The following is a 12,906-nucleotide window of genomic DNA, read 5'->3' on the forward strand; positions in this document are numbered from 1 at the left end:
GGAATTGACCTTGACGTATGGAATCCGCCTTCTGGTCTGGGGCGAACGTGCCTGCTTCACGCGACCCGAGATGAAGGTCGAGCGTGTGAGCTACGACGTGATCACGCCTTCGGCCGCCCGCGGCATTCTGGAGGCCATTCACTGGAAGCCGGCGATCCGCTGGCACATCGACCGCATCCACGTACTGAAGCCAGTGCGCTTCGAATCGATCCGCCGCAACGAGGTCGGCGGAAAGCTGTCGCCGGCCAGCGTGGTCAAGGCGATGAAAGCAGGCAGCACCGCCAGCCTTGCCAACTATGTGGATGAAGATCGTCAGCAGCGCGCGGCCACCGTGCTGCGCGACGTGCGCTATCTGATCGAAGCCCATTTCGAACTGACCGGAAGAGCCGGGCCGGACAACTCTGTCGGCAAGCACCTTGACATCTTCAACCGCCGTGCCCGAAAGGGGCAGTGCTTCCATGCACCCTGCCTCGGTGTGCGCGAGTTCCCCGCCCATTTCGAGTTGCTGGAGAGCGACGCCCCTGCACCGCCGCCGGAAAACGGAGTGGAGCCAGACAAGGACCTCGGCTGGATGCTGCACGACATCGATTTTTCGGACGGCATGACGCCCCGCTTCTTCCGCGCCCATATGCGCAATGGGGTGATCGAGGTACCGCCCTGGCAGGCTGCGGAGGTGAAGGCATGATCCTGCAGGCGCTCGTTCGTTATTACCAGCGCATGGTCGAGCGGGAGGCCAAGGGTATTGCAGGCTATGGCTACAGCCCGGAGAAGATCAGCTACGAGATCGTGCTGGCGCCGGATGGCACGGTGCAAGCTGTGAATGACATTCGCGACACCACGGGCAAGAAGCCTCAGCCGCGTTTGCTGGATGTGCCCCAGCCGGAGAAGCGCACTGTCGGCATCAAGCCCAATTTCCTGTGGGACAAGACCAGCTACGTGCTCGGCGTCAGTGCCACCAGCAAGCGCACCGACAAGGAGCACGAGGCTTTCAAGGTGTTTCATGAGGAAGCGCTGGCCGGCACGCAGGATGAGGGCCTGCAAGCCCTGCTGGCCTTTCTGCGCCGCTGGTCGCCGGATCAGTTCCAGGCTCCGCTGTTCCTTGAAGAAATGCTGGATGCCAATCTTGTATTCCGCCTGGGCGACGAGCGTCGCCACCTGCATGAGCGCGAAGCGGCGCAGGCCGTCCGTGCCCGGCTACTTGGCGATGAAAGCGCTGAAGAGGGCGCACAGCCGATTTCGGCCTCTAGCGCAATCTGCCTGGTAAGCGGAGAGGTGGCGCCCATCGCCCGTCTGCATCCGCCGATCAAGGGCGTGAACGGCGCGCAAAGTTCCGGCGCTTCACTGGTGTCATTCAACCTCGATGCCTTCACCTCCTACTGCAAGAGTCAGGGCGACAACGCGCCGATATCCGAACAGGCCGCCTTCGCCTATACCTCGGTACTGAACTACCTGCTGCGGCGCGGCCCCGACAACCGCCAGCGCCAGCAAGTAGGCGACACCTCGGTGGTGTTCTGGGCGGAGGCTGCCGGCGGCGAGGTCGACGCCCAGGCAGCTGAGAATTTCCTCGCCAGCCTGCTCATGCCGCCGGACGACGACAGCGAAGCCGAACGACTGCGCACGGTGCTGGATGGCTTGAGCAAGGGAAGACCGCTGGCGGAGCTGGACCCCGGCCTCGCGTCCGGAACCCGCATGTATGTGCTGGGACTGGCCCCGAACGCGTCGCGCCTCTCTGTGCGCTACTGGCAGGCCGATACGCTGGAGGTGTTCGCGAAACGGCTGGCCGAGCATGCGCAGGACCTGCGCATCGAGCCGCTGCCCTGGCGCGTCGAGCCCACGGTCTATCGCCTGCTTCTTGCAACGGTGCCCAACCGCGAGGGCGCGAAGCCCAAGACCGACGACGCGTTTGACAACCTGATCGGCGAAACCATGCGCGCCATCCTCAGTGGTGGCCTGTATCCGCGCAGCCTGCTTGCCAACACGGTCATGCGCATCCGAAGCGACGGCAATCTTTCCGGCATGCGTGCCGCGATCTGCAAGGGTGTCCTGACGCGAGAGCGTCGCCGGGGCATCCACACTTCTGACGAGGAGATCCCCGTGAGTCTAGACAAGCAATCCACCCTGCCAGGCTATCAGCTCGGGCGCCTGTTCGCCGTTCTGGAATACGTGCAGCGCTGTGCGCTGGGTGGTCAGGTCAACGCCACCATCCGGGACCGCTATTACGGCGCAGCTTCGGCAACCCCGGCCGCCATCTTCCCGGTGCTGCTGCGCAATACCCAGAATCACCTCGGCAAGCTGCGCAAGGAGCGCCCGGGGCAGGCGGTAACGCTGGAGAGGGAAATCCGCGACATCGTGGAAGGCCTGCCCGACCGCTTTCCGCGCAGCCTGAAGATCGAGGGCCAGGGCAGCTTCGCCATCGGTTACTACCACCAGTCCCACACCCATTTCACCAAGCGCGACGCCACAGGCGACGCTGCCGAACACACCGAAACCGAGACCGAAGGAGCCCTTTGATGACGGCCATCTCCCACCGCTACGAATTCGTCTTCCTGTTCGATGTCACCAACGGCAATCCGAATGGCGATCCGGATGCCGGCAACCTGCCGCGACTGGATCCTGAAACCAACCATGGTCTAGTCACTGACGTCGCGCTGAAACGCAAGATCCGCAACTTCGTCACCCTCGACAAGGAAGGTGGCCCGGGTTACGCGATCTACATGCAAGAAAAGGCCGTGCTAAACAACCAGCACAAACGAGCTTATGAGGCGCTAGAGATCAAACCGGAAGACAAGAAGCTGCCCAAGGACGAAGCCAAGGCGCGCGAGATCACGGCCTGGATGTGCGCCAACTTCTTCGATGTGCGTACCTTCGGCGCTGTGATGACCACCGGCATCAATGCCGGTCAGGTGCGCGGCCCAGTTCAGCTCGGCTTCGCCACCTCGGTTGAGCCGGTGCTGCCGCTGGAAATCTCCATCACGCGCATGGCGGTCACCACCGAGAAAGAAGCTGAGGCACAGAGCGGTGACAACCGCACGATGGGCCGCAAGCACATCCTGCCCTATGGTCTTTACCGCGCACACGGCTTCGTCTCCGCCAAGCTGGCCGAACGCACCGGCTTCTCCGATGCCGATCTGCAGCTGCTCTGGCAGGCACTCATCAACATGTTCGAGCACGACCGCTCTGCCGCCCGCGGTGAAATGGCGGCTCGCAAGCTGATCGTGTTCGAGCATGAGAGTGCAATGGGCAACGCACCTGCGCACAAACTTTTCGAGGCCGTCGTCGTGGCCCGGGCGACGCACGATGAGGATGGTCCTGCGCGCAGCTTCGCCGACTACCGGGTCACCGTGAATGCAGAGGCCCTGCCCCAGGGCGTCACGATGCGCGAGTACCTCTGAGTACAGACAGGGGGACGAGCATGGACGACGATCTCATCCCCCTGTCCGCTCTGCAGCACTATCTCTATTGCCCGCGCCAGTGTGCGCTCATTCATCTGGAGCAGCAGTGGGCAGAGAACCGCCAGACAGCAGAAGGGCGCTTGCTGCACGACAAGGCCGATACACCCGCCGTGGAGCTGCGGCACGGCGTGCGCACAGTCACCGCCATGCCCTTGTCCAGCGCGGACCTGGGTATCGGCGGGGTGGCGGACGTAGTGGAGTTCCACGTCGAACCAACCGGCGAACGGCCGTATCCGGTGGAGTACAAACGAGGGCGTCCCAAGGCTCACCGTGCGGATGAAGTTCAACTCTGTGCTCAGGGCCTGTGCCTCGAAGCAATGTTCGGGAAGACAGTGGCGGAGGGTGCCTTGTTTTACGGGCAGCCACGGAGGCGGGAGCGTGTGGTGTTTGATGAAACGCTGCGTTCGCTGACACGAGAAACGATCGATGGCACGCGTGCCATGTTCATTTCCCGCCTTACGCCACTCGCGAGTTATGAGGCCAGACGCTGTGACAGCTGCTCCCTGCTTGATCTCTGTCAGCCGCGATTACTGGGGAAAGCCGGCCATGTGGACGCCTGGCTGAAACGCCAGTTGCAGAACGAGGACTGAAGCGCATGCGCCGCCAGCTCAACACCCTATATGTCACCACCGACGGCGCCTGGCTCAAGAAGGACGGCGCCAACATCGTGATGGAGGTCGAGGGCGAGGAACGGGCCCGATTACCCTCCCACATGCTTGAAAGCATGGTGTGCATGGGGCGGGTGATGGTTTCGCCTCCGCTTCTCGGCTATTGCGCCGAACAAGGCATTTCCGTCAGTTTTTTGTCGCCGAACGGCCGGTTTCTGGCTCGGATGGAAGGCCCTGTGTCAGGCAACGTACTGCTGCGGCGGGAGCAATACCGCCGCACCGACGATCCCTCCCGCTGTGCTCTGGTAGTTCGCAATCTGCTGATTGGCAAGGTACATAACCAACGCGCGGTGCTTGGCCGTGCGATGAGGGATCACGGCGAGGGGATGCGAGAAGCTGATATGGCCGCTTTGACGCACGCCCGTGAGCGCCTGCGTCGTATATCCGCACGCCTGCTGCAGGAAGATGACATAGAAGTGCTCCGCGGACTTGAAGGAGAGGCTGCACAGGCCTACTTCGGCGTATTCGACCACCTGATCCGTGCCCCAGAATCCACCCTGCGCTTCAAGGGACGGAGTCGCCGCCCGCCATTGGATGCCGTGAATGCCCTGCTCTCGTTCCTCTACACGCTGCTGACTCACGACTGCCGTTCTGCGTTAGAGAGCGTGGGGCTCGATCCAGCTGTTGGCTTCCTGCATCGAGATCGTCCTGGTCGGCCCAGCCTCGCGCTGGATCTGCTTGAAGAGTTCCGCCCCGTCATGGCGGATCGCTTGGCACTATCGCTCATCAATCGGCGTCAGCTGACAAAACGCGATTTCATCCAGCTAGATAATGGAGCAGTGTCGCTGCGGGAAGAATCTCGAAAAACAGTGCTGACGGCTTATCAGGAGCGCAAACGAGAAGAGTTGCGCCACATCTTTGTCGAGGAGAAGATCGCTGTCGGTCTCTTTCCTTTAATACAAGCTCAGCTTCTTGCCCGCCACCTTCGTGGTGACCTTGAAGCCTATCCGCCGTTCCTGTGGAAGTGAGCCAAACAAGGTGATGGTTCTGGTGACTTATGACGTAAGCACCCGGGAGCCCGCAGGGGAGCGGCGTTTACGCCGCGTCGCCAAGGCCTGTCAGGACTACGGGCAGCGCGTGCAATGCTCAGTCTTTGAGATTGAAGTCGATCCGGCGCAATGGACGCTGCTCAAGCACCGGTTGCTGGAAGTGATCGACCCTGCGCAAGACAGCCTGCGCTTCTACTACCTCGGCAAGAACTGGAAGACAAAGGTCGAACATGCAGGCGCGAAAGCATCGCTTGATCTGAACGGCCCACTGGTTTTCTGACCGCCTCCGCGAACCTCTAGCAACCGGAGTAGCCCCGGAACGTTCGCGCGCTCCTATCCGACTGATTTAGTGGGCTCTTTCTTAGCGCCACCAAGTACTCCGCTATTTCATCCCGCTCGTAAGTTCCGGTTCGCGGAATCCAGTCATATTTCCGTTCTCCTGCACGGTGTTACCGTGACGGGGTCGCGTCCCTCGCGGACGCGTGGGTTGAAACGTCATGTGACGTTCGATCAGCGAGTGAGCGGTCGGTCGCGTCCCTCGCGGACGCGTGGGTTGAAACGACGTCACCGCGCTCAGCACCGACACCGCCTCGCAGGTCGCGTCCCTCGCGGACGCGTGGGTTGAAACTTTTTTGCCCGCGCCGCATGCATGCTGGATAGGTGTCGCGTCCCTCGCGGACGCGTGGGTTGAAACGCCCGCTTCCTGCCGTGGCTGCTGGCCGGCGCGGGTCGCGTCCCTCGCGGACGCGTGGGTTGAAACAACCTGGGCGGGGCTGGCAGCGTTGGGTGTGCTGTCGCGTCCCTCGCGGACGCGTGGGTTGAAACGCGGCCCACTTGATGTAATCGGCCGCCGGACAGTGTCGCGTCCCTCGCGGACGCGTGGGTTGAAACGAATCCCCGGAGCGTTAGGGCGGGCGCGTTGCTGGTCGCGTCCCTCGCGGACGCGTGGGTTGAAACGTCGCGTACCTCCGGCTCAAGCGGTGACACCTGGGGTCGCGTCCCTCGCGGACGCGTGGGTTGAAACCAGCACCACGGGCATGCGCTCGTTCGAGAGGAAGACGTCGCGTCCCTCGCGGACGCGTGGGTTGAAACGACATGTTCATTCGCGGCTTCCTTGGTTGATGGCCCCGTGTCGCGTCCCTCGCGGACGCGTGGGTTGAAACGACCCCGCCCCCCCTGTGTTCGGAGCCCGCGGTGGTCGCGTCCCTCGCGGACGCGTGGGTTGAAACAGCGCGGTCATTCCCAGGTCAAACCAGCTCACGACGTCGCGTCCCTCGCGGACGCGTGGGTTGAAACTTGATGCCGCGCGAATACACCCAGGCCGCCGCCAGGTCGCGTCCCTCGCGGACGCGTGGGTTGAAACGTCGCCATGATTGCGAGAAAACGACCGTTCGGACGGTCGCGTCCCTCGCGGACGCGTGGGTTGAAACATATCGGTCTCGATGCGTGTCACCAGGCGCTGCAGGTCGCGTCCCTCGCGGACGCGTGGGTTGAAACGGCCAGCGCTGGCCCGCACTGGCGCGCGCCACCATTGTCGCGTCCCTCGCGGACGCGTGGGTTGAAACCTGGGTGAGCGTGTCGTCCTGATAGGTGTCGTAGAGGTCGCGTCCCTCGCGGACGCGTGGGTTGAAACGCTCCGGGCGGCTTCTACGGGGGTCAGCTGTGAAGTCGCGTCCCTCGCGGACGCGTGGGTTGAAACGCCGCGGATCACTTGACGACTCTCACCCCGGCCGCGTCGCGTCCCTCGCGGACGCGTGGGTTGAAACGTTTCCAGGTCGAGATAGCTGATGTCGTCGACGCCGTCGCGTCCCTCGCGGACGCGTGGGTTGAAACGAGACGCCCGCAATCGTTGTGCCGGAGGGGGCGGCGTCGCGTCCCTCGCGGACGCGTGGGTTGAAACCCGACGGGATGCCGGTGAGCGAAAGCGACACGCCCGTCGCGTCCCTCGCGGACGCGTGGGTTGAAACTGCTTTATGCCGACCTCAGCACCGCGCGGATGCAAGGTCGCGTCCCTCGCGGACGCGTGGGTTGAAACTCTCGCTGATGTTCAGCCGGAGCGGTGCGTGATGGTCGCGTCCCTCGCGGACGCGTGGGTTGAAACACCAGACCACCCCCTTTCATCACCACGAACCCGAGTCGCGTCCCTCGCGGACGCGTGGGTTGAAACGCGAGGAGCTGTTCGATGCCCCGACTTCCCTCTGGTCGCGTCCCTCGCGGACGCGTGGGTTGAAACCCAGGCTACCGCTGCCGCGCCGCTGATGTCGCCCGTGTCGCGTCCCTCGCGGACGCGTGGGTTGAAACCGCTCCGGCGGAACCTAAGCGGCGGGGCTTTTTTGTCGCGTCCCTCGCGGACGCGTGGGTTGAAACATCTTGTCGCGCTCAATGGCCTTGGCTGCCGGGTGTCGCGTCCCTCGCGGACGCGTGGGTTGAAACAGGGTCACCTTCGACGACGCGGTCACCAACGGGCGTCGCGTCCCTCGCGGACGCGTGGGTTGAAACTCCAGCTCCAGGAAGGGCGTATCGACACCATCGAGGTCGCGTCCCTCGCGGACGCGTGGGTTGAAACACTGCCCGCTCAACAGTTTGGTCAAGCGCGACCCGGTCGCGTCCCTCGCGGACGCGTGGGTTGAAACGCCAATGACGCCTTGCACGCCCTTCTTTTCCGCCGGTCGCGTCCCTCGCGGACGCGTGGGTTGAAACCGGTCAAGGCCGACCGCCCTAATCGGGCGTCGGCGTCGCGTCCCTCGCGGACGCGTGGGTTGAAACAGCACGCAGAGCGCGTACATCGAGCCGGTGCAGGGTCGCGTCCCTCGCGGACGCGTGGGTTGAAACAAGTCAGCAACGAGGACAACCCGCACGCCGGCCGTCGCGTCCCTCGCGGACGCGTGGGTTGAAACTCGGTGGGTGCTGCGGCCTGCGGCAGCGGCAGCGCGGGTCGCGTCCCTCGCGGACGCGTGGGTTGAAACAAGACGATCGGAATCGGGCTCGCCGGGTACGCCGTAGTCGCGTCCCTCGCGGACGCGTGGGTTGAAACAACGTCGGCACCGGTGCGTTCCGCCGCTCCACGCTGGTCGCGTCCCTCGCGGACGCGTGGGTTGAAACAATGCACGAGGAATGCGCGCCCAGGTAGAGAAATAGTCGCGTCCCTCGCGGACGCGTGGGTTGAAACCATGTTGATGAAGGGGTGATGGAAATGCTGTATCGGTCGCGTCCCTCGCGGACGCGTGGGTTGAAACGCGGCGAATAGCTGGCTTCGGCTGGTAGCGGAGCGTCGCGTCCCTCGCGGACGCGTGGGTTGAAACTTGCTGATGTACTTCGCGATGTAGCCGGCCGCTGAAGTCGCGTCCCTCGCGGACGCGTGGGTTGAAACTGGATGTATTGCGCACCGGGCGGCTCAACCGTCTATAGTCGCGTCCCTCGCGGACGCGTGGGTTGAAACGCCGCCGCTGCTCTCCCGGCCGAACACCCGCTCGTCGCGTCCCTCGCGGACGCGTGGGTTGAAACGCCTTCCAGCACGCCCAGCGCCGCCACGACGCCAGTCGCGTCCCTCGCGGACGCGTGGGTTGAAACTGATTCTGTGGGGGCGTCGTGAGCTGGTTTGACCGTCGCGTCCCTCGCGGACGCGTGGGTTGAAACAGCGCCGCACCGATGGCGGCTGCCGCCGGCAGCGTCGCGTCCCTCGCGGACGCGTGGGTTGAAACTGACATGGTGACCAACATGCCCCGCCCCCTCGTCGTCGCGTCCCTCGCGGACGCGTGGGTTGAAACAACCGCCGCGACTTCGCCCTGCACCAGCACCGTGTCGCGTCCCTCGCGGACGCGTGGGTTGAAACCTGCGTGGTCACACCGATGGCGCGCGCAGCGATCGTCGCGTCCCTCGCGGACGCGTGGGTTGAAACTCCAGAATGGACTTGAGCTCATCGCCCTGCAGCAGTCGCGTCCCTCGCGGACGCGTGGGTTGAAACTTCCGGCCCGCGGCAGCCGCCAAAAAAGTCGAGTGGTCGCGTCCCTCGCGGACGCGTGGGTTGAAACAAGTTCTCGTCCGCAGACGCCGTATGGAATGCTTCGTCGCGTCCCTCGCGGACGCGTGGGTTGAAACCCTCGCTGCCGCGGGTGCGCCCCTGACGACCGAAGTCGCGTCCCTCGCGGACGCGTGGGTTGAAACCCGACACAGCCATTTCCTCCGCGTCGGGCGGAAGTCGCGTCCCTCGCGGACGCGTGGGTTGAAACACGCCCCACTGCTCATAGCTGCGCGCCGACTCGAAGTCGCGTCCCTCGCGGACGCGTGGGTTGAAACAAGGCGACGCCGAGTTGATCCGCGACACGCGCCGGTCGCGTCCCTCGCGGACGCGTGGGTTGAAACGTACCGCTGCCGGTCTTGATGGATGAATTCGCCTGCGTCGCGTCCCTCGCGGACGCGTGGGTTGAAACGATGTACATGCCGCCCAGTGCCACCGCAATAGCGGTCGCGTCCCTCGCGGACGCGTGGGTTGAAACACTATCTACCGCTACAGCATGCGCCCGATGCGCACGTCGCGTCCCTCGCGGACGCGTGGGTTGAAACTGGCGCTGCGCGAAGAACGTCGAGAGCAATGCCGAGTCGCGTCCCTCGCGGACGCGTGGGTTGAAACCATGATCTTCTTGCGACTCAGGGCGATGCGAACCGGTCGCGTCCCTCGCGGACGCGTGGGTTGAAACGGTCAGGCAAACACTTGCGACAGGGGGGCAGATAGAGGTCGCGTCCCTCGCGGACGCGTGGGTTGAAACGAGAACGTCCCGCGCATCGCCACACGCGGCCGCCAGGTCGCGTCCCTCGCGGACGCGTGGGTTGAAACTTGGCGTCCGCCTTCAGGTCAGCGCGGCTGATCTTGTCGCGTCCCTCGCGGACGCGTGGGTTGAAACAAGCGGGCGGAATCGTTCGCGGCAGACTACGCCGCGTCGCGTCCCTCGCGGACGCGTGGGTTGAAACCACGTCAGCTTGTACAAGGTCGAGCCAACCGAGGCCGTCGCGTCCCTCGCGGACGCGTGGGTTGAAACAGGGTCTCCAGGCTGATCTGGGCCGCCATGTTCCGTCGCGTCCCTCGCGGACGCGTGGGTTGAAACCACCGACTGGGGAGCTCGACCGGCAGCTCCGCTGCGTCGCGTCCCTCGCGGACGCGTGGGTTGAAACCATGCTGTGCCACCGCCCTGAAGGGCGATGGGGTTGTCGCGTCCCTCGCGGACGCGTGGGTTGAAACCCTCGCTTCACGTAGCCGGTGAGGCGGGCGGCGATGTCGCGTCCCTCGCGGACGCGTGGGTTGAAACCGGTCGGTCCAGTACCATGCCGCCGCCCGCGCGCCGTCGCGTCCCTCGCGGACGCGTGGGTTGAAACGGAGGAGCTGGAAGCGATCCGCTACCGCGGCGAGTCGCGTCCCTCGCGGACGCGTGGGTTGAAACTGGACCGCCTATGCGGTCTTCACTGCCCTGATCAGTCGCGTCCCTCGCGGACGCGTGGGTTGAAACAAGACCCCGGACCTGAAGCTGACCGACTACGAGGTGTCGCGTCCCTCGCGGACGCGTGGGTTGAAACCTCGACCAGCGCGCGCACCCAGGCCAGTTCCTCGCGTCGCGTCCCTCGCGGACGCGTGGGTTGAAACCGGCCCATCTCGACGTAGTTGTCCGCCCACGGTCGTCGCGTCCCTCGCGGACGCGTGGGTTGAAACTTCGCCTCGCGCAGGCGCCTGGCGCCCCGCGTGACCGTCGCGTCCCTCGCGGACGCGTGGGTTGAAACTTGCCTGCTTTCAGATCTCGGGAGCGATATGCGAGGTCGCTTCCCTCGCGGGCGCGTGGGCTAAATTCGGTCGTAATGCACGCTGCGGTCAGTCTATTGCTGTTGCGTTTATTTCAAACGCATAAGTTAGAGGTTGGTCAAAAATAACAAGAACCTAAAAACCAAGAATTAGACGATCTCAGGGCTTGATATACGCCGCCTTCTCGTCCAGTTGCAGCCGTGCCACTTCGGCTACGCCGGCCGGCACCACGCTGGCTTCGGTCAGTACGGCTTCGTCCGTCAGGCTGCGCGCCTTCAGCGTGTTCCGGCACACCTTGAATGCCACGCCACGGCTGGCCAGCGCCTGGACTGCAGGCGCATAGGCCTTGCCCTCCGCGTCGAGCGCGTCCCTGAGCAGAAAATCGACGCCGCGCCCGTTGCTCACGACATGAATGCGGATGTCCGGCGATGCGTTCAGGTGGTTCTGCACGTTGCCGAGCAGCCCGCGCGCAGCCGCAGCATCGTTGATGTGATAGACCACGGTTCCGCCTGCCAGCGCAAGCGACGTGAAGAAGGCGCCCGTCAGGCCGAACAGGTGGCGCAGCAGCGAAGCAGGTGTCATGTGACGAATTCCGGTGAGGGTGAAACCCTCATTCTCGCCATCCGGACCACCGCCGCTTCGCAGCGTTTCTGATGTACTTGCCAGCGCTGCAGATAAGCAGCGCTGGCCGCCTCAACTCAATTGCGACGGATCAGCTGCGATAGTCCGCGTTGATCTTCACGTAGTCGTAGCTGAAGTCGCAGGTCCAGCAGGTGGCGCGGGCTTCGCCGCGGCCCAGCGCCACGCGGATGGTGATTTCGGCCGGCGCCATCGCCGCCGCGCCCTGCTCTTCCTTGTAGTCCGGATTGCGGCCTCCGTCCTTCGACACCAGGAAGTCGCCGATCCACAGGCTCACCTTCGAGGTGTCGAGGTCCATCAGCGAGGGGTGGGTCTGGGCTGCGTTGCCGACCGCGGCCAGGATGCGGCCGAGGTTGGGGTCGGAGGCGAAGAAGGCGGTCTTCACCAGCGGCGAGTGGGCGATGGCGTAGCCGACCGCCTTGCACTCGGCCACGTCGCGGCCGCCTTCGATCTCGATGGTGATGAACTTGGTCGCGCCCTCGCCGTCGCGCACGATGGCCTGCGCCAGTTCGGCCGCCAGCGAGGTGACCGCGTCGGCCAGCGCACGGCCGTCGGCGCTGTCGAGCGAGGTGATTTCGGCGTGGCCGGCGGTGCCGGAGGCGATCAGCATGAAGGAGTCGTTGGTCGAGGTGTCGCCATCGACCGTGACGCAGTTGAACGAGCGGTCGGCGGCGTGCTTCACCAGCGCCTCCAGCGCCGCCTGCGACAGCACCGCGTCGGTGGCGACGAAGCCCAGCATGGTGGCCATATTGGGCTTGATCATGCCGGCGCCCTTGCTGATGCCGGTGATGGTGACCTTGCGGCCGCCGATCTGCACGGTGCGCGAGCCGGCCTTGGCCACGGTGTCGGTGGTCATGATGGCGTGCGCCGCCTCGTACCAGTTGGCTTCGTCCAGATTGTCCATCGCGGCCGGAATGCCGCGCTCGATGCGATCCACCGGCAGCGGCTCCATGATGACGCCGGTCGAGAAGGGCAGCACCTGTTCCGGCGCCAGTTCCAGCGCGCGGGCGACCGCTACGCAGGTGGCGCGGGCGGCCACCAGGCCGGGTTCGCCGGTGCCGGCGTTGGCGATGCCGGTGTTGATCACCAGCGCGCGGATGTCGCTGCGCGACAGGTGATCGCGGCACACCTGCACCGGCGCCGCACAGAAGCGGTTCACCGTGAATACGCCCGCCACGCGCGCACCCGGCACCAGCGAAATCAGGCACAGGTCGCGGCGGTTGGCCTTGCGGATGCCGGCCTGGGCGATGCCCAGGCGCACGCCGGCGACCGGCAGCAGGGTTTCGGCGGAAGGCGTCTGGTAATTCACGGGCATGGCAGGCTCATCCAGTCAGGCAAAACGCGCAGTTTACACGCGCAGGCGTCCTGCT

Annotated in this window: 8 protein-coding genes and 1 CRISPR repeat array; of the genes, 6 read left to right on the plus strand and 2 right to left on the minus strand. The window is 64.7% G+C overall.

Annotation, left to right across the window (positions count from 1 at the left end):
- Positions 1-10 precede the first annotated feature (10 nt).
- From cas5c to cas2, 6 genes are read left to right on the plus strand one after another with little or no spacing between them, the layout of a single operon-like run.
- Positions 11-685 (plus strand): type I-C CRISPR-associated protein Cas5c, encoded by a 675-nt coding sequence (gene cas5c / locus METUNV2_RS0113965; protein WP_026188169.1) that lies wholly within the window; start codon positions 11-13, stop codon positions 683-685.
- Complete coding sequence (gene cas8c, locus METUNV2_RS0113970) at positions 682-2,511, plus strand: type I-C CRISPR-associated protein Cas8c/Csd1 (protein ID WP_018230090.1); 1,830 nt, start codon at positions 682-684, stop codon at positions 2,509-2,511. The genes cas5c and cas8c overlap by 4 nt, the downstream gene beginning before the upstream one ends.
- On the plus strand, positions 2,511-3,392 hold the full coding sequence (gene cas7c / locus METUNV2_RS0113975) for a type I-C CRISPR-associated protein Cas7/Csd2 (protein WP_018230091.1): 882 nt from the start codon (positions 2,511-2,513) through the stop codon (positions 3,390-3,392). The genes cas8c and cas7c overlap by 1 nt, the downstream gene beginning before the upstream one ends.
- 20 nt (positions 3,393-3,412) lie before the next feature.
- Positions 3,413-4,042: a CRISPR-associated protein Cas4 gene (cas4, locus tag METUNV2_RS0113980; protein WP_018230092.1), complete on the plus strand. Its 630-nt coding sequence runs from the start codon at positions 3,413-3,415 to the stop codon at positions 4,040-4,042.
- A 5-nt stretch (positions 4,043-4,047) separates the two neighbouring features.
- Positions 4,048-5,088: a type I-C CRISPR-associated endonuclease Cas1c gene (gene cas1c / locus METUNV2_RS0113985; protein WP_018230093.1), complete on the plus strand. Its 1,041-nt coding sequence runs from the start codon at positions 4,048-4,050 to the stop codon at positions 5,086-5,088.
- A 13-nt stretch (positions 5,089-5,101) separates the two neighbouring features.
- Positions 5,102-5,389 (plus strand): CRISPR-associated endonuclease Cas2, encoded by a 288-nt coding sequence (gene cas2, locus METUNV2_RS0113990; RefSeq protein ID WP_018230094.1) that lies wholly within the window; start codon positions 5,102-5,104, stop codon positions 5,387-5,389.
- A 182-nt stretch (positions 5,390-5,571) separates the two neighbouring features.
- Positions 5,572-10,945: a CRISPR direct-repeat array (repeat unit 32 nt; unit sequence GTCGCGTCCCTCGCGGACGCGTGGGTTGAAAC).
- Between the two features lie 111 nt (positions 10,946-11,056).
- On the opposite strand, the gene METUNV2_RS0113995 is transcribed toward cas2, so the two are convergent.
- Both METUNV2_RS0113995 and argJ read right to left on the minus strand, forming a co-directional pair.
- The gene (locus METUNV2_RS0113995; RefSeq protein WP_018230095.1) at positions 11,057-11,479 is read right to left on the minus strand and encodes a DsrE family protein; all 423 of its coding nucleotides are present in this window, start codon (positions 11,477-11,479) and stop codon (positions 11,057-11,059) included.
- A 130-nt stretch (positions 11,480-11,609) separates the two neighbouring features.
- Complete coding sequence (gene argJ, locus METUNV2_RS0114000) at positions 11,610-12,851, minus strand: bifunctional glutamate N-acetyltransferase/amino-acid acetyltransferase ArgJ (RefSeq protein WP_018230096.1); 1,242 nt, start codon at positions 12,849-12,851, stop codon at positions 11,610-11,612.
- Positions 12,852-12,906: the final 55 nt, after the last annotated feature.

This window comes from Methyloversatilis universalis EHg5 (assembly GCF_000378945.1).
Taxonomy (GTDB): domain Bacteria; phylum Pseudomonadota; class Gammaproteobacteria; order Burkholderiales; family Rhodocyclaceae; genus Methyloversatilis; species Methyloversatilis universalis_A.